Here is a 23,697-nt window from a genome sequence, read left to right as displayed (position 1 = left end):
CGAGAGTTTCGACTCTCGATTTGCTCTGCAGGTCAGTAGTTCAATTGGTAGAGCGTCGGTCTCCAAAACCGAATGTTGGGGGTTCGAGTCCCTCCTGGCCTGCCAAATTTTTTTAAAAAGAAGCTTGATGCTGGCTCAACTGGTCATATAATAAGTCGCGAATCCTACGACGAGTACAAAAATGTCGAATGATAAATCGCGTGACGCATTAAGCGACGCGCCAATTCCTCAAAGAAATAATCCTGCTGAAGTTGTTAATTCTGGTTCCCCTTTAGACTATGTTCTGTGGGTTATCGCGTTGATTTTACTCGGTAGTTCTATGATGGTGAATCAACATTTGCCAGCATACTGGGCACCAGCGAATGATGTTTGGGTCCGTGTTGGGGTAATTTTGGCTTGTATCATCGTGGCTTTAGGTTTATTATACGCCACCCATCAAGGCAAAGGCTTTGTTCGATTGTTGAAAGATGCTCGAATTGAGTTACGTCGAGTGACTTGGCCAACCAAGCAAGAGACCATGACCACATCTTGGCAGGTACTTGCGGTAGTCTTAGTGGCATCTATTTTATTATGGTGCTTTGACTATGCTTTGAGCTGGTTAATGAAGTTTATTATCGGGTAAGAGAGCTATGAAACGTTGGTACATTATTCATGCCTATTCAGGCTATGAAAAACAAGTGTTACGCTCACTTAATGATCGAATCCAGCGTAGCGCTGTAGCCGATAGCTTTGGTGAAGTCCTTGTCCCTACTGAAGAAGTAGTGGAAATGAAGGATGGTAAGAAACGTAAATCTGAGCGTAAATTCTTTCCTGGCTATGTGTTAGTCGAGATGGAAATGAATGATGAAACTTGGCACATTGTTAAAGAATGTCCAAAAGTATTAGGTTTCATTGGTGGTACTGCAGAAAAACCTGCACCAATTACGCAAAAAGAAGCTGATGCGATTCTTGCACGTGTACGCAATACTGGCGAAGCACCTCGTCCTAAGACGATGTTTGAACCAGGTGAAGAATTACTCGTAATTGACGGTCCATTCACCGACTTTAAAGGCGTGGTGGAAGAAGTTCTATACGATAAGTCACGTTTAACGTTGACGATTAATGTATTTAATCGACCAACTCAAGTTGAACTGGAATTTCGCCAAGTCGAAAAATCAGTTTAATTTAACTTGGTTGATAAACGCCCGATTTGTTATGAGTCGGGCATTGTTGTTGTAACGGTATCGTTACTTAAATGTATGGGGAGCCTAGCGGCGTTAGTACCCAGAGGTAATTGAAATGGCTAAGAAGATTGACGGCTATATCAAGCTGCAAGTTCCAGCTGGTAAAGCAAATCCATCTCCACCGATTGGTCCTGCACTAGGTCAACGTGGTGTTAACATCATGGCATTCTGTAAAGAATTCAATGCTGCGACACAAAAAGTTGAAGCTGGTCTTCCAATTCCAGTAGTGATCACTGTGTACAACGACAAGTCGTTCACATTCATCATGAAAACTCCTCCTGCTGCGATTCTTCTTAAGAAAGCTGCGGGCATCCAAAAGGGTTCAGCTGTACCTAACAAGACTAAAGTTGGTAAGTTGACTCGCGCTCAATTAGAAGAAATTGCGACTACTAAAGAACCAGATCTTACTGGTGCTGATTTAGACGCACGTGTACGTACCATTGCTGGTTCTGCGCGTTCTATGGGCTTGGAAGTGGAGCTATAAGACATGGCTAAATTAACTAAACGTCAAAAAGCCATTGTTGCTGCTGTTGAAGCTAACAAAGTTTACACTTTGGAAGAAGCAGTTGCAGTTCTTAACGGCCTTCCAGCAGTAAAATTCAAAGAATCTTTGGATGTTGCTGTAAACCTAGGTGTTGATCCTCGTAAATCTGACCAAGTTGTTCGTGGCGCGACTACACTTCCTGCAGGTACTGGTAAAACTGTACGTGTAGCTGTGTTTGCTCAAGGCGCTGCTGCTGAAGCTGCTAAAGCTGAAGGCGCGGACGTTGTTGGTTTTGATGATCTTGCTGAAAGCATCCAAGCGGGTAACCTTGACTTTGACGTAGTAATTGCAGCTCCGGATGCAATGCGCGTTGTTGGTAAGTTGGGTACGATTCTTGGTCCACGTGGCTTAATGCCAAACCCTAAAGTGGGTACTGTAACTCCTGACGTAGCTTCTGCTGTTAAAAACGCGAAAGCTGGTCAAGCACGTTACCGTGTAGACAAAGCTGGTATTATCCACGCTGCGATCGGTCAAGTAGGTTTCACTGCTGAAGCTGTTCGTTCAAACGTTGAAGCTCTTGTAGCTGACCTTAAGAAAGCAAAACCTGCTACTTCTAAAGGTGTTTACATCCAAAAGATCACTCTAAGCTCTACTATGGGTCCTGGTCTTGTTGTTGATGTGGCAAACGTTTCTAAATAAGTTTCGACTTATTACAGAATTTTAAAGCCCTGAGTAATATTTGAAGCACCGCTTTAAATATTACGCAAGAAACGTTCCGTCGTATATTGCGTGATTCAGGCAAACTTTGAATTGATAAATTTAGATTTATCAGCGTCAAAGACCTCAGGCGAGGGGAGTTTTATGCTTTCTTCTTAATAGCCCAGCCTGAGTAGACGCGGTGGTGTGATTTGTTCCTCCTCCGCGTGTTGGTTCAGTGATGAGCTAACGAATTGGGAGTGCATCTGTATAGGTGCATAAATCACCGTTAGGAGGTTTTACAATGGCTCTTCTTATCGAAGGCAAAAAACAGATCGTAGCTGAAGTAACTGAAGTTGCTTCTACTGCGTATGCTGCTGTTGTTGCTGACTATCAAGGTTTAACTGTTGAGCAATTAACTGCTCTACGTGTTGAAGCTCGTAAACTAGGTGTTGCTACTCGTGTAGTTCGTAACACTTTGGCTAAACGTGCTCTTCAAGATACTCAATTCAATATCTTGAGCGACAACCTTGTTGGCCCAACAATCTTAGCTTTCTCAACTTCTGAAGACGACATGGGCGCAGCTGCTCGTTTGTTCGAAGAATTTGCTAAAACTAATAAAGCATTTGAACTTAAAGCTGCTGCATTTGACGGTAAAGTTTATCAAGGTGCTGAAGTTAGCGTTATCGCGAACCTTCCAAACCAAGAGAAAGCGCTTACTATGCTTGCAAACGTTCTTCAAGCTCCTATTTCGAAATTGGGTCGCCTTATTACTGCGCTCAAAGAGAAAAACGAGTCAGAAGCTGCTTAAGCTTAAATCAATTTACACACCATTCAATACCCATTTGGAGTTACTCTCATGGCTTTAACAAACGAAGAAATCTTAAACGCAGTTGCTGAAAAAACTGTTCTTGAACTTGTTGAACTTATTTCTGCTTTCGAAGAAAAATTCAACGTATCTGCTGCTGCTGTAGCAGTTGCTGCTGCTCCTGGCGCTGCTGGTGCTGCTGCTGAAGAACAATCAGAATTCAACGTTGAGTTGACTTCTTTCGGTGCTAACAAAGTTGCTGTAATTAAAGCAGTTCGTGAAGCTACTGGCCTTGGTCTTAAAGAAGCTAAAGATCTTGTTGAAAGCGCTCCTTCAGTTCTTAAAGAAGGCGTTTCTAAAGAAGAAGGCGAAGAACTTAAGAAAAAACTTGAAGAAGCTGGTGCTACAGTTACACTTAAGTAATCTTAAGGGGAGTCGATTTTTTTATAATCGGCTCCAAAAAATGGCTGGTGGCCCTTGGGTCATCAGCCTTTTTGCGTTACAATAATCGGCTCGATTTTTGTTTGCATGATATAAAAATCATACAAATTAAAAATAATTTATAAAACCAAACGCTTACCAATATTTTTCAGTAAAAAATATTGTTAAGCGTTTTAATACCACTAAAAATTGCAGCATTTGTGAAAGTGGTGGCCATATCGGCCTGCGTAATTCCTTCTAAGTTCGTTCTGCAGGCGGACTTAGTTTACTTTCCGAGGACTCCAGATGGCATACTCATATACCGAAAAGAAACGGATCCGTAAGAATTTTGGTAAATTGCCCAAGGTAATGGATGTTCCGTACTTGCTCGCGATTCAAGTCGACTCGTACCGAACTTTCCTTCAAGACGGCAAAACTCCAAAAAACCGCGAAGATATCGGTCTCCAAGCCGCATTTCGTTCAGTTTTTCCTATTGAAAGTTATTCTGGCAATGCTGCTTTAGAATTTGTTGAGTATAGTCTTGGTAAGCCTGAATTTGATGTGCGCGAATGTATTCTTCGTGGCTCAACTTATGCGGCGCCAATGCGTGTAAAAATTCGTCTGATCATTAAAGATCGCGAAACTAAAACAATCAAAGATGTGCGTGAGCAAGAAGTCTACATGGGTGAAATGCCACTTATGACAGACAACGGTACCTTTGTGATCAATGGTACTGAGCGTGTAATCGTATCTCAATTACACCGTTCACCAGGTGTATTCTTTGATCACGATAAAGGCAAAACTCACTCTAGCGGTAAAGTTCTTTATTCTGCTCGTATCATTCCTTACCGTGGTTCATGGTTAGACTTTGAATTCGATGCAAAAGATCTTGTATATGTTCGTATTGACCGTCGTCGTAAATTACTTGCGACTGTTGTGCTTCGTGCCTTGGGTTATAATAACGAACAAATCCTAGACATGTTCTACGAAAAAGTACCTGTATATCTTGATATGGGTAGCTATCAAATTGACTTGGTTCCAGAACGTCTACGTGGCGAAATGGCACAGTTTGATATCGTGGGTACAGACGGTAAAACAATTGTTGAACAAGGTAAACGTATTAACGCGCGCCATGTTCGTCAAATGGAAGCAGCAGGTCTTGAAAAACTTTCTGTTCCTGATGAATACCTATATGAACGTATCGTTGCTGAAGATGTAACGTTACGTGATGGCGAAGTTGTTGCGGCAAATACCGTACTTAGCCATGAAATTATGGTGAAATTGGCTGAGGGCGGCGTTAAGCAATTCAACGTACTTTATACCAATGACATCGACCGTGGTCCATTCATTGCGGACTCTTTACGTGCAGATACTACAACTGGTCGTGAAGAAGCACTTGTAGAAATCTACAAAGTGATGCGTCCGGGTGAGCCACCAACAAAAGAAGCTGCTGAAAACTTATTCAATAACTTGTTCTTCTCTTCTGAACGTTATGACTTATCACCAGTAGGTCGTATGAAGTTCAACCGTCGTTTGGGTCGTCCTTACGAAGTGGGTACGGATCAGAAGTCTCGTGAAGTTGAAGGTATTCTTTCAAACGAAGACATCACTGATGTATTGAAAACATTAGTTGAAATCCGTAACGGTAAAGGTGAAGTCGACGATATCGATCACTTGGGTAACCGTCGTGTTCGTTCTGTTGGTGAAATGACAGAAAACCAATTCCGTGTTGGTCTAGTTCGTGTTGAACGTGCTGTTAAAGAACGTTTATCTCAAGCTGAAACTGATAACTTGTCTCCGCAAGATTTAATCAATGCGAAACCAGTTGCTGCTGCAATCAAAGAATTCTTTGGTTCAAGCCAGTTGTCTCAGTTCATGGACCAAAACAACCCGTTGTCTGAAATTACACACAAACGTCGTGTATCAGCATTGGGCCCAGGTGGTTTGACTCGTGAGCGTGCGGGCTTCGAAGTACGTGACGTACATCAAACTCACTACGGTCGTGTATGTCCAATTGAGACTCCTGAAGGTCCAAACATTGGTTTGATTAACTCATTGTCTGTATACGCTAAATGTAACAGCTTCGGTTTCTTGGAAACTCCATACCGTAAAGTTGTTGATGGTCGTGTAACGGATGATGTTGAATACCTTTCTGCGATTGAAGAAGTAGGTACTGTGATTGCACAGGCCGATTCTGGTATCGATAAAGACGGTAACTTAACTGAAGAATTCGTATCTGTACGTCACCAAGGTGAATTCGTACGTATTCCACCAGAAAAAGTAACGCATATGGATGTATCTGCTCAGCAGGTGGTATCTGTAGCGGCATCACTTATTCCGTTCCTTGAACACGATGATGCCAACCGTGCATTGATGGGTTCAAACATGCAGCGTCAGGCTGTTCCTACATTACGTGCTGACAAACCGCTTGTTGGTACAGGTATGGAAGCAAACGTAGCGCATGACTCGGGTGTGTGTGTACTTGCGAAACGTGGTGGTCGTATTGAATTCGTTGATGCTTCTCGTGTCGTTATTCGTGTAAACGAAGAAGAGATGGTGGCAGGCGAAGCAGGTGTAGATATCTACAACCTGATCAAATACACACGTTCGAACCAAAATACATGTATCAACCAAAACGTTGTTGTACGTTTAGGTGATAAAGTTGCACGTGGTGACGTTCTTGCTGATGGTCCATCAACAGATGGCGGTGAATTGGCATTGGGTCAAAACATGCGTGTAGCGTTCATGACTTGGAACGGTTACAACTACGAAGACTCGATCTTATTATCAGAGCGTGTACTTCAAGAAGATCGTTTAACGTCTATACACATCCAAGAGCTTTCATGTGTTGCACGTGATACCAAATTGGGTGCTGAAGAAATTACAGCGGATATCCCGAACGTGGGTGAAGCTGCACTTTCTAAATTGGATGAATCAGGTATCGTTTATATCGGTGCTGAAGTAACTGCTGGTGACATTCTTGTAGGTAAAGTAACGCCTAAAGGTGAAACTCAGTTAACTCCGGAAGAAAAATTGCTTCGCGCAATCTTCGGTGAAAAAGCGGCTGACGTAAAAGACTCTTCATTACGTGTATCTTCATCTGTGAAAGGTACTGTAATTGACGTTCAAGTATTTACACGTGACGGTCTTGAAAAAGACGAACGTGCTCAAGCAATTGAGAAAGCACAACTTGATGCTTACCGTAAAGACTTGAAAGAAGAATACAAAATCTTCGAAGAAGCGGCTCGTGAACGTATTGTTCGTCTATTGAAAGGTCAAGAATCTAACGGTGGCGGTACAACTAAACGCGGTGACAAATTAACTGAAGAGTTATTGTCTGGTCTTGAGTTGGTTGATCTTATTGAAATCCAACCAGTTGACGAAGCGATTGCTGAGCGTTTAACTCAAATTCAAGTGTTCTTGAAAGAGAAGAGCCTTGAAATTGACGAAAAATTTGCAGAGAAAAAACGCAAACTTTCTACAGGTGATGAACTAACAACTGGCGTATTGAAAGTTGTTAAAGTTTACTTGGCTGTAAAACGTCGCATCCAACCGGGTGATAAAATGGCGGGTCGTCACGGTAACAAAGGTGTTGTATCAAACATCTTGCCTGTAGAAGACATGCCACACGATGCAAACGGTGTTCCAGTTGATGTTGTACTTAACCCACTGGGTGTACCATCACGTATGAACGTGGGTCAGATTCTTGAAACTCACTTAGGTATGGCAGCTAAAGGTCTTGGCGATCAAATCGACAAGATGATGAAAGAGCAACGTACTGTACTTGAGCTTCGTGATTTCTTAGACAAGATTTACAACAAAGTTGGTGGCGAACAAGAAGATCTTGATAGCTTGACTGATGAAGAAATCTTGGTGCTTTCAGGTAACTTGCGTAAAGGTGTTCCTTTAGCAACACCAGTATTTGATGGTGCTGAAGAATCACAAATTAAAGAATTGTTAGAACTTGGTGGCATTTCACGTACTGGTCAAACAGTATTGTATGATGGTCGTACAGGTGAACGTTTTGACCGTCCAGTAACTGTAGGTTACATGTACATGTTGAAACTGAACCACTTGGTTGACGACAAGATGCATGCGCGTTCTACTGGTTCTTACTCTCTAGTAACTCAACAGCCGCTTGGTGGTAAAGCACAATTCGGTGGTCAGCGTTTCGGTGAGATGGAAGTATGGGCACTCGAAGCTTACGGTGCAGCATACACACTTCAAGAAATGCTTACTGTGAAGTCGGATGACGTTGAAGGTCGTACCCGTATCTATAAGAACATTGTAGATGGTAACCATTACATGGACCCAGGTATGCCTGAATCGTTCAACGTATTGACCAAAGAGATCCGTTCTTTAGGTATCAACATTGAACTGAAAAATGGTGACTAATTAGCTCCATTGAATCTCCCTTGCGAAGCAGTGCTTCTCACCTCTTTAATCAAGAGGAGCAAGGGGGATTTCTCAGTTAAAAAACAATATTTGTGACCCAGTTGTGAAGTGAAAATCTCCACAACACACGGAGAAAAAAATTGAAAGACTTGCTCGATATCATGCGCAAAAAGACGGATTCAGACGGTCATGCTCCTGTAGAGTTTGATCGCATCCGTATTGGTCTTGCGTCACCAGAAATGATTAAGTCGTGGTCTCATGGTGAAGTTAAAAAGCCTGAAACCATTAACTACCGTACGTTCAAACCTGAACGTGATGGTTTATTCTGTGCCAAAATCTTTGGTCCAGTAAAAGATTACGAATGCTTGTGTGGTAAATACAAGCGTATGAAATACAAAGGCGTCATTTGTGAAAAATGTGGCGTTGAAGTAACAACTGCAAAAGTACGTCGTGAGCGTATGGGTCATATTGACCTTGCTTCTCCAGTTGCGCATATTTGGTTCTTAAAATCACTTCCTAGCCGTATCGGTCTGCTTTTAGACATGACTTTACGTGATATCGAACGTGTATTGTATTTCGAATCATACGTTGTAACTGACCCAGGTATGACTCCACTTGAGAAATACCAACTTCTAAACGATGAAGAATACTTCACGGCTTTAGAAGAACATGGTGATGAATTCACTGCGAAAATGGGTGCAGAAGCAGTTCAAGATTTGTTGAAAGACATCGATCTTGAAGCTGAAATTTCACGTCTTCGTGAAGAAATTCCAAATACAACTTCAGAAACGAAGCTTAAAAAAGCCTCTAAACGTCTGAAATTGATGGAAGCGTTCAAAGAGTCGAACAACAAGCCAGAATGGATGGTGATGAATGTACTTCCAGTACTTCCACCTGATCTTCGTCCGTTGGTTCCTCTAGAAGGTGGTCGTTTTGCGACTTCTGACTTGAACGATCTTTACCGTCGTGTAATCAACCGTAACAACCGTTTAAAACGTCTTCTAGACCTTGCAGCACCAGACATTATCGTACGTAACGAAAAACGTATGTTACAAGAGTCTGTAGATGCATTGCTTGATAACGGTCGTCGTGGTCGCGCAATTACCGGTTCGAACAAACGTCCTCTTAAATCTTTGGCAGACATGATCAAAGGTAAACAAGGTCGTTTCCGTCAAAACTTATTGGGTAAACGTGTCGATTACTCTGGTCGTTCGGTAATTACTGTAGGTCCGACTTTACGTCTGCACCAATGTGGTCTTCCGAAAAAAATGGCGCTTGAATTATTCAAACCATTCATTTTCGCGAAACTACAAGCGTCTGGCCAAGCGACAACCATTAAAGCTGCGAAAAAAATGGTTGAGCGTGAAACTCCAGAAGTTTGGGATGTACTTGCTCACGTAATTCGTCAACATCCAGTGATGTTGAACCGTGCGCCTACACTTCACCGTTTGGGTCTTCAAGCATTTGAACCAACCCTGATTGAAGGTAAAGCAATCCGTCTTCATCCGTTAGTTTGTGCGGCATTTAACGCCGACTTCGATGGTGACCAAATGGCGGTACACGTACCATTAACACTTGAAGCTCAGTTAGAAGCTCGTGCGTTAATGATGTCAACAAACAACATTCTTTCTCCTGCGAACGGTGAGCCAATCATCGTACCTTCTCAGGACGTTGTCTTAGGCTTGTACTACATCACTCGTGATGCGATCAATGCCAAAGGTGAAGGCATGGTGTTTGCGGATACTGACGAAGTAAACCGTGCACTTGCAACAGGTCAAGTTGATTTACACGCTCGCGTAAAAGCACGTGTACACCAAACTGTCATTGACGAAAATGGTAACCGTGAACAACAAACCATTGTTGTAGACACAACTCCAGGTCGTTGTTTACTTTGGGAAGTTGTACCTGAAGGTATGGATTTCCAACAAATCAACGTTGAGATGACTAAAAAGAACATCTCTAAATTGATCAACTCTTGCTACCGTAAATTAGGTCTAAAAGATACTGTTATCTTCGCTGACCAATTGATGTACTTGGGCTTCCGTCAAGCGACTCACTCAGGTGTGTCTGTTGGTATGGAAGACATGTTGATTCCGCCACAAAAACAAGCAATTATCGAAAAAGCTGAAGTTGAAGTTCGCGAAATTGAACAACAATTTGAACAAGGTTTCGTAACTGCCGGCGAACGTTATAACAAAGTTGTCGATATTTGGGCGCGTACAAACGACCAAGTAGCGAAAGCGATGATGGACAACTTATCTTTCACTACTGTTAAAAACAAACAGGGTGAAGACGAGAAACAAAAATCATTCAACTCGATCTATATGATGTCTGACTCAGGTGCCCGTGGTTCGGCAGCTCAGATTCGTCAGTTAGCGGGTATGCGTGGTTTGATGGCGAAACCAGATGGTTCGATCATTGAAACACCAATTAAAGCAAACTTCCGTGAAGGTTTGACTGTACTTCAGTACTTCATTTCAACACACGGTGCACGTAAAGGTTTGGCCGATACTGCATTGAAAACTGCGAACTCAGGTTACTTGACTCGTCGTTTGGTTGACGTTGCACAAGACTTGGTAATTACTGAGCCAGATTGTGGTACTTTCGACGGTCTTGTAATGACTCCGTTCATTCAAGGTGGCGATGTCATCGAGAACTTAGGTACTCGAGTATTGGGTCGCGTACTTGCTGAAGATGCGAAGAAACCAGGTTCGGATGATGTGATTCTTCCACGTAATACTTTAATCGACGAAAAACTTGCAAACTACTTAGAAGAGCAAGGTGTCGATGAAGTGAAAGTACGTTCAGTTGTAAACTGTGAATCTACTTTCGGTGTATGTGCGAAATGTTACGGTCGTGACCTTGCTCGCGGTCACTTGGTGAATCCAGGTGAATCTGTGGGTGTAATGGCTGCTCAATCAATTGGTGAGCCAGGTACACAGTTAACAATGCGTACGTTCCACGTAGGTGGTGCTGCGAGCCGAACTTCTGCTGCTAACAGCGTACAAGTTCGTAACAAAGGTACAGTACGTTTCCACAATGTGAAAACAGTACAACACGCTAAAGGTCACTTGGTATCAACTTCACGTTCAGGTGAAATCGGTATCGCAGATGACATCGGTCGTGAACGCGAACGTTACAAAATTCCATACGGTGCTTCAATCATCATTAAAGATGGCGAAGCTGTGGAAGCTGGCGGTATCGTAGCGACTTGGGATCCGCATACACATCCACTTGTTACCGAAGTTGCAGGTAAAGTGCGTTTCAGCCAAATCGCTGATGGCGTAACTGTGACATCGAAAACTGATGATGCAACAGGTATGACTACAATCGAAATCTTACCAGTGACTTCACGTCCTGCGTCAGGTAAAGATATGCGTCCAGCGGTTGTATTGGATACAACTGATGGTGGCGAACAGTTCTACTTCTTGCCACAAAATACGATTCTGACTGTTCGTGATGGCGAAACAATTGGTGTCGGTGACGTAATTGGTCGTGTACCACAAGAATCTTCACGTACTCGTGATATTACCGGTGGTCTTCCACGCGTAGCTGACTTGTTCGAAGCACGTAAACCGAAAGAACACGCGATCCTTGCTGAAATTTCAGGTATCGTAAGCTTCGGTAAAGAGACCAAAGGTAAGAACCGTCTTGTGATTACTCCGGATGATGGCTCTGAGATTTACGAAGAGCTAATTCCGAAATGGCGTACGATTAACGTGTTCGAAGGCGAGCATGTGAACCGTGGTGAAACCATTTCTGATGGTCCGCAAAACCCACACGACATCTTACGTTTGAAAGGCGAAGTTGCACTGACAAACTACATCGTGAACGAAGTTCAGGACGTATACCGTCTGCAAGGTGTAAAAATCAACGACAAGCATATTGAAGTGATCGTACGTCAAATGCTTCGTAAAGTTGAAATCACTGACGGTGGTGATACAAGCTTCATCAAAGGCGAGCAAGTGGAATACATCCGCGTTGTTCAAGAAAACCAAGCTGTGGCAGCTCAGAACAAGTTTCCAGCGAAGTTTGAACGTCAATTGATGGGTATTACCAAAGCGTCGCTTTCTACTGACTCGTTCATTTCTGCTGCATCGTTCCAGGAAACAACTCGTGTGTTAACTGAAGCTGCTGTAACAGGTAAAGAAGATGAATTACGTGGTCTGAAAGAAAACGTAGTTGTAGGTCGTCTGATCCCAGCGGGTACAGGTTTGGCTTACCACTTAGAACGTCGTCGTCAGGAGTCTGAAGCTGCAGAGCTTGAGCTTCACAATGACTTCTCTGATGTAGATCAAGCGTTAAGCCAAGCATTTAGCGATGAATTTAACGGTCTTTAATTAGCCCTTAAATCATTCCAAAAAAGCCACCTTCGGGTGGCTTTTTTTATGTGGATGAATTGAAAATTAAAGCTTTCCTAATATTGAAATATTTCCTATAGTAAAAATAGAACATAACAAATCTCTTGATTTTTAAACTTAAACATAACGGGGTCTTTTGATGAAATTCACACAGCAATTATTCGCAGTTTCTGCATTATTCAGCTCATTGACAGCGATTGCTGCACCTATGCCCAATTCGATTGTGGTAGAAGATAAAGCTGTAGTTCCAGTACTAAAAACAGAAGTGATTCGCCGTGTTGCAGGTCAAGAACCTGTACGCCAAGTAACTGCAACAGTGTTAGAAATGACCAATAAAGGTCAGGATATCGTGGCACGTGAAATTGAACTTTCAGATCACCAAAGTGATTTTTCTGAAAAGAAATTATCGATTCCAGTAGTACAACGTGGTGGTGTCATCATCCCGACTTCTAAAATTGAAACCAAGACTACGGTGAAGCAGGACGGTCAGATTATTCGTCAAAACACCAATATTGATGCAGAAGGTGTAGAGTTTAAGAAAGGGCAGGAACCGATTAAACGCACGCTAAAACTAGATCAGGTAACAGATCCAGAAAGCAAAGCCAAACTCTCTCATGCTGTGCTGACTGAAAATGGTGAAACCACAAAAGATTTGATGATTTTGGATGAAAACCCTGAGTGATTCGTAAGCGATTAGGCGTGGTTTTTACAAAATGCAGCATTTATGCTCCAAGCCGTAACAAGCTATGTTTAATTGTTTCATACAATGGTTTTAGAATCATAGGTATTGAAGAAGACAAGGAACATCACAATGAAAAAAGTAATGAGCGTATGCGCAGTCGCGATGATGTCGACCCTAATGCTTGCTGGTTGTGAAAGCATGTCGCCCAATGAACAGCGTATTGGTGCTGCAGCTTTAGGTGGTGCCATTGGTGGTGGTGTGGGTAATAATGTCGGTGGTGGTGTAGGTGCAGCCGTTGGTGGTGGCGCTGGTGCAGCTGTCGGTAGTAAAACTCAAAATGGTTCAAACCGAAATGCTACATATAGTGGTGTAGGTGGTGCGATTGGTTCTGCAGTCGGTAAAAGTATCTTTGGTGGTAACACTGGTGCTGCGATTGGTGGTGCAATCGGTGGTGGTGCAGGTGCTGCAATTGAGCAAAATCGCTAATCCAATCCGATAAAATTGAATGAAAAGGCGCTTAAAGATAAGCGCCTTTTTTATTTGCGTGGACGGGGTTGCTTGCGACGAATGTATAGGGTTTTTTGAACTTCAGCGATACGTAAGCCTGCTTCATCAAAAATATTTAAGCTATAGTTCCGTAAAACAGGTGCGTGGTTATCTGCTAAGTTTTTAATATGATTGATTTCATTTGGGTCGAGCTGGATGTCGGCGTATACCGTTCCACGCCCGGGAGATAAAAATTGGATATTTGCCGCTTTGTCCCACACGATATAACGTGAGCCAAGGTGATGCATCAAAATCAACATATAAAATGGGTCAACCATTGAATATAGACTACCGCCAAAATGTACACCGACAATATTTTGATTTTTTCGAGTTAATGGCATTTTGACGCGAATGTGATAATTGGCGAGATCAATTTTATCAATCGAAATGCCAGCACCTTTATAAGGGGCATAATGATTGAGTAAGAATTTAGAGACAATAGGCATTGTCATTATTTTCTGGATTATGCTCATACTGGGTCAATTTTTTTTTATGCTGAACTTTGCATACTAAATGAGTTTCAAAACTGTGGCATTGATCACATTGCCCATGTTCACAAATAAAACGTCAATTCGATGGAATCGATAAAAGGACAAGAAGAATGCAACCACTAAATACGCAATGGGTGAATACCGCAGATCAACAACGGCTCTATGTGAAGACATGGGGTGATGAAACTAAGCCGGCATTGGTTTTGGTTCATGGTTATCCTGATAATCAGGAAGTATGGGAACCGGTTATTGAACATCTTGGTTCTGAATTTTATATTGTGAGCTATGACGTGCGAGGTGCAGGGCAGTCATCTGTGCCCCGTAAAGTACGAGATTACCGTTTAGAACAACTTTCACTTGATTTAGATAGTGTGACGCAAGCGGTATTAGGCGAGCGTAGTTTTCATTTGGCCGCGCATGATTGGGGCTCTATCCAATCTTGGGAATCGGTGACTGAGCCAAAATTTCGCTCACGTATTTTGTCTTATTCAACTATTTCTGGGCCATGTTTGGATCATGCGGCATTTTTGCTCAGAAATAGCTTTAAGCATCAGCAGAAAAAATTACTCATATTATTAAGTAAGTCATGGTACATCGGGGTATTCCAATTACCATTTTTGGCACCGACCGCGTGGCATTTTTTGAATGCTGAACGTTGGGGAAAAATTGTGAATGATTTAGAACGTACTCAAGAATTGCCTTTGAATCATAATATTCAGCATGATGGTAAACACGGTATTGCGCTTTACCGTGCTAATTTTATTCCCCGCTTAACTCAGCCTAGACAACGTCATGCCGTCTGTCCTGTACAAGCGATTGTGTTGAAACATGATAATTTTGTCAGTCCAGATTACATTAAAGAATTACCTAATTGGGTTGAAGATTTATCTGTAGTTGAAGTCAATGCCAATCATTGGGCCGTGCTGAGCCAACCCGAAAAAATTGCAAGTTACATCGCTCAATTTGCGCAATCACAGCAGTTTTAAGTAAATCGTTCAACAGTGGCAGTTTCATCGATAGGGGGCTAAATAGCGAGCAAATTCTGATAAAATACGGTTTTTTTGTCAGACTCCCTTTTTTCTTATGTTTGCTATTCTTGCCGCAATTACAGTCATGTTTGGACTGTCGCTGGCACGCGTGCCTGTTGTATTTGCGCTGATCATTGGTGCAGTAACAGGTGGCTTGTTAGCTGGTCTTGGTATTCATGGCACCATCGAAGCGTTTAATAGTGGCTTAGGCAACGGTGCTCAAATCGCACTTGCTTATGGCGTGTTGGGGGCATTTGCTTTGGCACTTGCGCGTTCAGGTTTGCCAGATTTACTGGCTTATCAACTCATTACTAAACTCAAAGGTAACAGTAATGTGAAAGCCCAGAATCGCGTGAAATACGTAATTTTCGCTACTATCGCTTTAGCCGCCGTATGTTCACAAAACGTGATTCCAGTGCACATTGCGTTTATTCCAGTATTAATTCCACCATTACTCAGCGTATTTAATCATTTAAAACTTGACCGTCGTTTGATTGCTTGTGTTCTGACTTTTGGTCTTGTGGCGACTTATATGCTGGTACCTTTTGGTTTTGGTGCTATTTTCCTTAATGATATTTTAGGTCAAAACATCAATACCTTTGGTAAGCCATACGGTTTCAACATCAGCTATGATCAAATTCCAACTGCTATGGCAATTCCAGTATTTGGGATGTTTGTTGGCTTATTAATTGCTGTTTTTTATAGCTACCGTAAACCACGAGAGTATGCTGACGTTCAGGTTAAGGAATCACAGCACACCATCTCATCTGATGTAAAAGCAGATGAAAATGGTAAACCACAAGTCGCTAAATTTACTTTGATTATGGCTGCGGTTGCAGTGGTTGCTACGCTTTCTGTTCAAGTCATATCTGAGTCGATGATTTTGGCGGGTCTGGTTGGTGTTGCGATCTTAAGCTGTGCAGGTATTTTTAAGTGGAAAGAAGCCGATGATGTCATTATCAGTGGTATGCGCATGATGGCACTGGTTGGTTTCATTATGATTTCTGCGCAGGGCTTTGCATCTGTGATTGAGGCTACGAATCAAGTACCAATACTGGTACAAGCTTCGGTTGAATGGATTGGAAACAGCCGAGGTTTAGCTGCATTTTGGATGCTATTGATAGGGCTATTAATTACCTTAGGTATTGGTTCTTCATTCTCAACAATCCCAATTTTGGCCATTATTTATGTACCACTTTGTATTCAATTTGGTTTTAGCCCAGCGGCAACGATTGCCATTATTGGTACAGCAGCAGCTTTAGGAGATGCAGGTTCTCCGGCATCAGACTCAACTTTAGGCCCAACATCAGGCCTTAATATGGATGGTCAGCATGACCACATGAAAGACAGTGTGGTCCCGACCTTCATTCACTACAATATTCCATTAATGATCTTTGGTTGGATTGCCGCAATGGTACTCTAAAAAATTTTCAAAGATAAATAAAAAAGGCGATTATATAATCGCCTTTTTTGTTATTTAATCCTGAGGATTTTGGTTGGATTAAAATAATTCATTTTATTAATTCTGATTAAAAAGGTTGGTATATTATGAATAATAAATTAATTATAACGGTGAAAATATAAAACCAAGCATTGCACTATGATTAAAATAAATATATATAATTAATAATGACTTATATAATAATGTAAAAATTTATAAAATAATAATGTTGCATAATTTTAATACTAATGTTTAATATTAATTATTCATTCTAGAAGGTTGCTTTAAAATGTTAAAACAAGCTGCTCTTATTGCATTATTGGGTATGTCTGCTTCAGCGATGGCTGGTCAATGGCAGGTTAAAGTTGGTGCTTCTGTAATTGCTCCAACTGCAGATACTGATATTGCTAATGGTGCTTTAAATGTAAAAGCAGATCATGAGTTTGCATTTACACCGTCTGTAGAATATTTCTTTAATGACAACATTTCAGCTGAATTACTATTAGCTACACCAATTAGTCATGATGTGGATGTAACAGCTGCGGGTTCAAAAGTTGCTGGTGTTAAATTGAAACATCTTCCACCAACAATTACTGCGAAATATAACTTTAAAAATTCAACTGGCTTTACACCTTACATTGGTGTGGGTGGTACAGCATTTGTTGCTTGGGATGAAGATGGTTCAGGTGTGCTAGAAGGCACAAAGGTTAAAGTGAAAGAGTCTTATGGTTTTGCTGGCCAAGTTGGTTTTAACTACCAACCAGCTGATGCTAAAAACTGGGGCGTATTCTTTGATGCACGTTATGCTCAAATCCAGCCTGAAGTTCAAACAGTTGTCGAAACTTTTGATTTAGATATCGATCCTATGGTGTATACAATTGGTTATAGCTACAAATTCTAAGCTGTAGCTGATCTTAAAACCCTGCCTAATGGCAGGGTTTTTTATGCAGCATACTCCATTCATCAGTTGATCGAATTGAACAAATAGGCAATAGAAAATTTAGGTGGAACTGTTAGAGTCGAAATAAATCAGCAAGTTGGATGAAGAGAAAAGACGATGAAAAAAATTATTCAGGGAATGCTGGTCTTGGGCAGTGCTTATTTTATTTCGACAAGTTATGCCGCAAGTTTTGATTGTAAAAAGGCGAAAACCATTACCGAACATGCGGTTTGTGATAACCGTAGTATTAATGATGCTGATGTCAAAATGGCCACGACCTATACGATTATTCGTCATTTGGTTCCCATGGGGACACGTGGTGCAATTCAAGATCAACAAATAAAATGGTTACAACTACGCGATCAGTGCCGTGACAATGTCAGTTGTTTAAGCGATGTATATAAAATGCGACAGCAAAAACTAGATCTTTACATGGACCGTGTGTATAAGCAGGGGCCATTTTAAACATTAAAAATGAGTGCGATGCTGTGAAAATTTTTCCACTCAGCCTATTGAAAAATAGTGAAGTCCCTCCATTCATATAGCATTCAATCGTAATACATAATATGAACGGAGAGACGGATGAGCGAACAAAATTCTCAAAAACATAGCTTCCAAGCAGAAGTAGCTCAGTTACTACATTTGGTAACGCATTCTTTATATTCCAATCCAGAAATTTTCTTACGTGAGTTAGTGTCCAATGCTTCGGATGCATGTGACAAACTCCGTTTTGAAGGGATTAATCATCCTGAATATTATGAAAATGATCCAGATTTACATGTGCGTATTCATTTAAATAAAGAGCAGAAGACAATTACCATTTCGGATAATGGTATTGGTATGACACAACAAGAAGCGATTGATCATTTGGGTACGATTGCTAAGTCTGGCACTAAAGATTTTATGTCGAAGCTTACGGGTGATCAAAAGTCAGATGCACAATTGATTGGTCAATTTGGTGTGGGCTTCTATTCAGGTTTTATTGTTGCTGAAAAAATTACAGTGGAATCACGTCGTGCTGGGGTAAATGCCGCTGAAGCGGTACGTTGGGTTAGTAATGGTACAGGTGAGTTTGATGTAGAGCCAATTGATAAGGCTTCACGTGGAACCGACATCATTTTGCATTTACGCGAGGATGCTTTAGATTATTTAGATCGTTACAAAGTTAAGCAGATTATTAATAAATACTCTGATCATATTAGTTTGCCAATTGAGATGCAGAAAGAAGTTTGGCAACAAGAGGAAGCTGCCGAAGGCGAAGAAGCAAAACCTGGTCAATATGTACTGACGGATGAATGGGAAGCGATTAACTCAGCAAGTGCATTATGGACGCGTAATAAAAATGAGATCAGTGAAGAACAATATACTGAGTTTTATAAAAACCTGAGCCATGATTTTGAAGCCCCGCTTGCGTGGACACACAACCGTGTAGAGGGAAGTACGGAATATACACAGTTACTTTATATTCCATCTCGCGCACCAAGCAATATTTTCACACGTGAAGCTAAAGCAGGAATTAAGCTGTATGTGAAACGTGTATTTATCATGGATGATGCGGATAATTTGATTCCAAATTATTTACGTTTTGTTCAAGGTGTGGTGGATAGCGCAGACTTACCACTTAATGTAAGCCGTGAATTATTACAAGAAAGTCGCGACGTTAAAACGATTCGTGAAGGTAACGCCCGCCGTATTTTAACGGTGCTAGATGGTTTGGCGAAATCTGAAGATGTTGCTGATCAAGAGAAGTTTGCAAAATTCTACGCTGAGTTTGGTTCAGTCTTAAAAGAAGGCTTAGGCGAAGACATGGCGAATCGTGAGCGTATTCTAAAATTATTACGCTTTGCTTCGTCAAATAATGATGAAGTGAAAACATCATTTGCAGACTATAAAGCCAATATGAAAGAAGGCCAAAAGGCAATTTACTATGTGACTGCTGATAGTTTAAATGCTGCGAAAAACTCACCACAACTTGAATTGTTCAAGAAAAAAGGTATCGAAGTGCTGCTCATGACTGAACGAGTGGATGAGTGGGCGATGGAATTTGTTTTTGAGTTTGATGGAACACCATTACAGAATGTATCGAAAGGTGCAGTTGATTTGGGTGATCTACAAGATGCTGAAGAGAAGAAAGCACTTGAGGAAGCTGCTGAGCAGTTTAAACCTGTTGTTGAAAAACTGTCGGATGCGTTAAAAGATAAGACCTCTGAAGTGCGTGTAACAACACGTTTAGTGGACTCTCCTGCGTGTTTGGTGGTGGCTGAGGGTGAGTTATCACCGCAACTGGTCCGTATGCTAAAACAAGCAGGACAAGCGGTTCCCGAGTCAAAACCAGTCTTGGAAATCAATCCATCCCATCCGTTGGTACAAAAATTAGAAAGTTCGGTGCAGTTTGATGACTTAGCAAATGTTATTTTTGATCAGGCGTTGATTGCTGAAGGCAGTTTACCCGAAGATCCTGCCCAATACATTAAACGGATTAACAGCTTATTGCTGAAGTAACGGTAGATATGAAATGAACCTCCTTCGGGAGGTTTTTTATTTGGTTTTTCGATAGAGCACATGAATAAAAACGTCCATGTTTTAATCTTTAAAACAAATTAAAAATAAATAATTAATCTATAATAACGATCACTAAGTATTGGGAATTTTAAGATGAAAATTTTAGTGATCGCTGCAGTGGGCTCGCTGCTCTCTATGGGTCTCATGCAATCTGCTCAGGCAGATAGCGCTAAGCAAAAAATGGTGCGTAATGACCGTGTGCAGGTTTCAAAACAAATCGCACAATATGATATTAATCCTTTTGTAGATAGTCGCCGTGTGATGCGAAATGATCGTGTTCAGTATAGTTTTCCTAAAGTGAAAAAAGTCGCTGAAAAACAGCCGAGTATTCTACGTAATGATCGTGTGCGTGTGATTAAGAAAAATTGAAGCTGAGTTATTTAAAAAAAGCCCATCCTGTTGAGATGGGCTTTTTATTCGCTGTGAAATAGCGGGTTCTAGAACAAGGCTTCAAGGCGCACTAAAGCGCCCACAAAGTGGCTTTTATCGTCACGATGGTTGTTGAGGTAGTTGAGATCACCTTGGATATAAAACCATTCACGTAGAAAGGGCTGTCGCCATGATACATAGGGTCCCCAACTGTTTAAACGCAGTTGATCGTTATTGTAAAAACCACCTGTATATAGGCCGTAGTTGAATCGGTTACCTTTAAAAAATTGGTGTTGGCGGTAACTGAAGTTATCCCATTTCAGATCATCATCCTGTGCATCTGCATAGGTCAGGTTGAATTGGTTTGAGATAAAGGGTTGGCCTGGACGGGCATGAGTTAATTCTAAATTGGTTCTTAGATAATTTTCACTATCGATACCATAACGATAAATTTGTTCGGCTAAAAAACTGTAATCATTGTCGAGTTGCCATTTTTTAGCTGCTTTTAAGCGGACATATAGGTCATCACCAGAACGTAAACCTAGATCAACGTCAGTTTCGAAGGGCAGTCGATCTGAAATTTCTGACCAACGTAAAGCCAGTGAACTGTTATCTTCACGGGTTTGCTTATTGTCATAATTTTTATCACTACGCCCCGCAGGGTTTTCATTGGTAATTGCAGCATTATTTTCTAATTCATTATCAAGTGAGTCATCACCAAAGACCACACTCAATTTTTTTTCTAAAGTGGGAAGCTTAATTTTACCGCGAATACGTGGCTTAATTTCGTATTCATCGTGCTTATTCCAACTGTTGTCTAAAATCACCCGTAGGGTTGCATTGGCAGGCTTTTCTGGCTCACTTTGCCCAAACCAATTATCCATACGAACGGCCGTTCGATCTGCCCAATTTCGGACTTTCTTCTGTTGTCGATCGGTCCAGCTATTATTTTCCGTTTGTTCTGTTGTCGGAACAATGGGGTGATCTGATTGTTCAGGTAAGAAGGTCGGTGTTGCATCAATCCAACGTGGAATTTGATCTAAAAAATCATAGGTCTTTGGCATGATATACGGTGAACTTTGCCCGGTTGCAGGCACATCCTGCGAATGTAGCCCCTCAGTTTCATTGATGACAGCATCAGTTTCATTGGCCCAAGCAACTTGATACATCAAGCTCATTGATGCGGAAAAAAGCAAAGTCCGAATAAAGTACTGTTGTTTTTTATGCATATGTTTTGGCTCTATTTAATTATCATCTGAGTATCCTGCATCTGTAGTTTTGTTATTTTTATCGGATAAATGCAAGCCAAACTACAAAATAAATGCAATTAATCTTCGGTCATTTGCTTAAGTGCTTGATAAAGCGAAATCACATCAATGGGTTGAGGCAATTGTTGGATCACATTTTGGATGCTTTGCCAATTTAAACCTTGCTGTCGATGGAGGATCAAATAGGGAAGGGCTTGTTCGGTACGCAAGAGAGCCATGCGTTTTTGACCGTGGATTAACCGTATTTTTTGACGTTCTTGTAATAATAACAACGGGGTATGTAGTGTCGGTTCAGGTTCATCAAAATGAATGAATTTTTGCGTATGAATTAACTGTGCCGGGATAAATGGATAATAGTCGTTTTGCGACCAAATCATTTCAGCCTGCTGAGACTGTTGATAGAGCTGATCAGGTGCAGCACAGAGTTGCTCTAGATTGTCCCATGTCATGACTTTAATCGCGGCAAGTTCATGTTGATGTTGTTGACAAAACAGTTGAGAGAGTCGAATGGCTTCCATTTGCGTTTGCGCACCAAACAACAAGAGATACTTGATGAAGCGACCCTCGGTATTGATTTGCTCTGCTAAATACAGTGGCTGGTTTTTCCAATCTGTACCATCTGTCGTATGCATTAGAACATCAAGTTGCGTTGTGAGTTCAGGCTGATCTATAAACTGCAATTCATACAAGGCCAATTGTGCATCGATGTTTTGCAGCTTTTGAACGCGAGCGGTGTATTGAGCGATTTGAACCTGTTCAGGAAGTTCAACGCCTGCCATTGTCGAGTTGAGATTTTCCTCCGATGGCGCATGTGTTGGCTGCTCAATTAGAACAAGAGGAATGGTATCAGGTGCAGAAAGCTCCGGTTTATTTGTATTTGAGTTATCAAGCAACGTATCCGCTTCATTGATTTGCTTATCGCAATGATCTAGATCGACAGATCCGTCTTTATTTATCGCTTCAATTGGCAGTAGGTCGTCCACACTTGCTGCAACACAGCTTGGCGCTGTGATGATTTCATCCTTTAGGCGTAAGGCATGTAGACGTAGATCGGTATCACTGATTAAACATTTATATAGCTGTTGTTGTTCAATTAACCAATCATAGCATTCGCTAAAATTGCCCCATTCACTGAGTAGAGCTGTGCGCTGTTTGGCTGGAATCATCCACACTTGCCAACCTAATTTATGGTCATGCAGCAAGGCCCAACCCATCTCTGGATATTGATATAAAGCATTTTCAAGTGCAGCATCATGGTTAAAATAGCCACGAAATAACAATGAATATGGCGTTTGTTTGGAAAATTCAGTGGCAGCCATTTGTGGCTTAGTTAATGCACGATAACTTAATATTTGCTTTTGAAAAATTGGTTCATCGCATAAGGCAAAAATTTCATGAATCCGACGTTTAGAAAGCGCAGTTTCATAAAAACTCAAAGCACGGTGTTCAAGTTGATGGGTCAGTACATGGATTTCTTTTATTAATTGTACTTTCTCTTGTAAATTCATTTGTCCGCTTCCTAAAGGACTTTTTGTGCTTTTTCTAAATATTTAGCCAATACAATATTGGTTGCAAGTTCTACTAATTTATATTCAGCCGAATTCGGGTTTCGATATGTATTGGCCAATTCAATCAGGCGTTCAATATCTATGACCTGCGGTGAAATTTTTCCTTGTATCAGTGCCTGAAGTTCTTGCATAGGACAATGTAAATTTAAAAATAAAGAAGTCGATTAGTTCATTTGATTATAGAGATTTCATTAAAAAAAACATGGAAATAAATGTCAGCTTCTACAAATTAAGTGTTGAATATGACAATTAATGCGCATTTTGTTTAAAAATAATACCAAATCATCAGCTTAAAGATACGCTTTGCAAATTTTATCGCGGCATAGTTGGATCAATTTTTTTGAAGTCATCATCAGCGATTGAGCGCTTTTAGATGTTCATTTTTAATGTTAAGTAAAGAATAAAGCCCAAAGTA

At 41.2% G+C, this 23,697-nt stretch carries 20 protein-coding genes and 1 tRNA gene; 17 read left to right on the top strand and 4 right to left on the bottom strand.

What is annotated here, in order from left to right:
* Positions 1 to 29: 29 nt before the first annotated feature.
* The 11 genes from FTV11_RS10665 to FTV11_RS10615 all read left to right on the top strand — a co-directional run bounded on the left by FTV11_RS10665 (position 30) and on the right by FTV11_RS10615 (position 13,555).
* A tRNA-Trp gene (locus tag FTV11_RS10665) sits at positions 30 to 105 on the top strand.
* Between the two features lie 76 nt (positions 106 to 181).
* The gene (gene secE / locus FTV11_RS10660) at positions 182 to 622 is read left to right on the top strand and encodes a preprotein translocase subunit SecE (protein WP_078189832.1); all 441 of its coding nucleotides are present in this window, start codon (positions 182 to 184) and stop codon (positions 620 to 622) included.
* 7 nt (positions 623 to 629) lie between these two features.
* On the top strand, positions 630 to 1,163 hold the full coding sequence (gene nusG, locus FTV11_RS10655; RefSeq protein WP_078189831.1) for a transcription termination/antitermination protein NusG: 534 nt from the start codon (positions 630 to 632) through the stop codon (positions 1,161 to 1,163).
* 115 nt (positions 1,164 to 1,278) lie between these two features.
* On the top strand, positions 1,279 to 1,707 hold the full coding sequence (gene rplK, locus FTV11_RS10650) for a 50S ribosomal protein L11 (protein ID WP_004868049.1): 429 nt from the start codon (positions 1,279 to 1,281) through the stop codon (positions 1,705 to 1,707).
* A 3-nt stretch (positions 1,708 to 1,710) separates the two neighbouring features.
* Positions 1,711 to 2,406 carry a 50S ribosomal protein L1 gene (rplA, locus tag FTV11_RS10645; protein ID WP_078189830.1) on the top strand — a complete coding sequence of 232 codons (696 nt, stop codon included), beginning with the start codon at positions 1,711 to 1,713 and terminating at the stop codon, positions 2,404 to 2,406.
* 301 nt (positions 2,407 to 2,707) lie between these two features.
* On the top strand, positions 2,708 to 3,214 hold the full coding sequence (gene rplJ, locus FTV11_RS10640; RefSeq protein WP_111885844.1) for a 50S ribosomal protein L10: 507 nt from the start codon (positions 2,708 to 2,710) through the stop codon (positions 3,212 to 3,214).
* A gap of 48 nt (positions 3,215 to 3,262) precedes the next feature.
* A complete protein-coding gene (gene rplL / locus FTV11_RS10635) occupies positions 3,263 to 3,634 on the top strand; it encodes a 50S ribosomal protein L7/L12 (RefSeq protein WP_078189828.1) in 372 nt (123 codons plus the stop codon).
* Between the two features lie 303 nt (positions 3,635 to 3,937).
* Entirely contained in the window at positions 3,938 to 8,026 is a 4,089-nt protein-coding gene (gene rpoB / locus FTV11_RS10630; protein ID WP_180007035.1) for a DNA-directed RNA polymerase subunit beta, read from the top strand.
* Between the two features lie 140 nt (positions 8,027 to 8,166).
* Positions 8,167 to 12,366, top strand: coding sequence for a DNA-directed RNA polymerase subunit beta' (rpoC, locus tag FTV11_RS10625; protein ID WP_180007037.1), 4,200 nt, complete (start codon positions 8,167 to 8,169; stop codon positions 12,364 to 12,366).
* Between the two features lie 160 nt (positions 12,367 to 12,526).
* A complete protein-coding gene (locus FTV11_RS10620) occupies positions 12,527 to 13,069 on the top strand; it encodes a hypothetical protein (RefSeq protein ID WP_180002852.1) in 543 nt (180 codons plus the stop codon).
* Between the two features lie 129 nt (positions 13,070 to 13,198).
* The gene (locus FTV11_RS10615) at positions 13,199 to 13,555 is read left to right on the top strand and encodes a DNA transfer protein p32 (protein ID WP_078192840.1); all 357 of its coding nucleotides are present in this window, start codon (positions 13,199 to 13,201) and stop codon (positions 13,553 to 13,555) included.
* Between the two features lie 50 nt (positions 13,556 to 13,605).
* On the opposite strand, the gene FTV11_RS10610 is transcribed toward FTV11_RS10615, so the two are convergent.
* Positions 13,606 to 14,088, bottom strand: a complete 483-nt coding sequence (locus FTV11_RS10610; RefSeq protein WP_078189823.1) for a DUF4442 domain-containing protein — start codon at positions 14,086 to 14,088, stop codon at positions 13,606 to 13,608.
* 128 nt (positions 14,089 to 14,216) lie between these two features.
* Here FTV11_RS10610 and FTV11_RS10605 point away from each other — a divergent pair, with 128 nt between their 5' ends.
* The 6 genes from FTV11_RS10605 (at position 14,217) to FTV11_RS10580 (ending at position 20,446) form a co-directional block, all read left to right on the top strand.
* On the top strand, positions 14,217 to 15,092 hold the full coding sequence (locus FTV11_RS10605) for an alpha/beta fold hydrolase (protein WP_180073978.1): 876 nt from the start codon (positions 14,217 to 14,219) through the stop codon (positions 15,090 to 15,092).
* Between the two features lie 97 nt (positions 15,093 to 15,189).
* On the top strand, positions 15,190 to 16,557 hold the full coding sequence (locus FTV11_RS10600; RefSeq protein ID WP_180007047.1) for a Na+/H+ antiporter family protein: 1,368 nt from the start codon (positions 15,190 to 15,192) through the stop codon (positions 16,555 to 16,557).
* Between the two features lie 307 nt (positions 16,558 to 16,864).
* A complete protein-coding gene (locus FTV11_RS10595; RefSeq protein WP_111885838.1) occupies positions 16,865 to 17,476 on the top strand; it encodes an OmpW family protein in 612 nt (203 codons plus the stop codon).
* A gap of 156 nt (positions 17,477 to 17,632) precedes the next feature.
* Positions 17,633 to 17,980 (top strand): lysozyme inhibitor LprI family protein, encoded by a 348-nt coding sequence (locus FTV11_RS10590; protein ID WP_078189819.1) that lies wholly within the window; start codon positions 17,633 to 17,635, stop codon positions 17,978 to 17,980.
* A 117-nt stretch (positions 17,981 to 18,097) separates the two neighbouring features.
* On the top strand, positions 18,098 to 20,017 hold the full coding sequence (gene htpG / locus FTV11_RS10585) for a molecular chaperone HtpG (protein ID WP_180073977.1): 1,920 nt from the start codon (positions 18,098 to 18,100) through the stop codon (positions 20,015 to 20,017).
* A 153-nt stretch (positions 20,018 to 20,170) separates the two neighbouring features.
* A complete protein-coding gene (locus FTV11_RS10580; RefSeq protein ID WP_180022684.1) occupies positions 20,171 to 20,446 on the top strand; it encodes a hypothetical protein in 276 nt (91 codons plus the stop codon).
* A 68-nt stretch (positions 20,447 to 20,514) separates the two neighbouring features.
* Here FTV11_RS10580 and FTV11_RS10575 read toward each other — a convergent pair whose 3' ends face one another.
* The 3 genes from FTV11_RS10575 to FTV11_RS10565 all read right to left on the bottom strand — a co-directional run bounded on the left by FTV11_RS10575 (position 20,515) and on the right by FTV11_RS10565 (position 23,413).
* On the bottom strand, positions 20,515 to 21,675 hold the full coding sequence (locus tag FTV11_RS10575; RefSeq protein WP_373685420.1) for a hypothetical protein: 1,161 nt from the start codon (positions 21,673 to 21,675) through the stop codon (positions 20,515 to 20,517).
* A 98-nt stretch (positions 21,676 to 21,773) separates the two neighbouring features.
* The gene (locus tag FTV11_RS10570; RefSeq protein ID WP_180073976.1) at positions 21,774 to 23,222 is read right to left on the bottom strand and encodes a hypothetical protein; all 1,449 of its coding nucleotides are present in this window, start codon (positions 23,220 to 23,222) and stop codon (positions 21,774 to 21,776) included.
* 11 nt (positions 23,223 to 23,233) lie between these two features.
* Positions 23,234 to 23,413, bottom strand: a complete 180-nt coding sequence (locus FTV11_RS10565) for a hypothetical protein (protein ID WP_078189814.1) — start codon at positions 23,411 to 23,413, stop codon at positions 23,234 to 23,236.
* Between the last annotated feature and the right edge of the window lie 284 nt (positions 23,414 to 23,697).

This window comes from Acinetobacter sp. YH12231, from assembly GCF_013417755.1.
In the GTDB taxonomy this organism is placed as follows: domain Bacteria; phylum Pseudomonadota; class Gammaproteobacteria; order Pseudomonadales; family Moraxellaceae; genus Acinetobacter; species Acinetobacter amyesii.
This window is presented reverse-complemented; position numbering and strand designations above follow the sequence as displayed.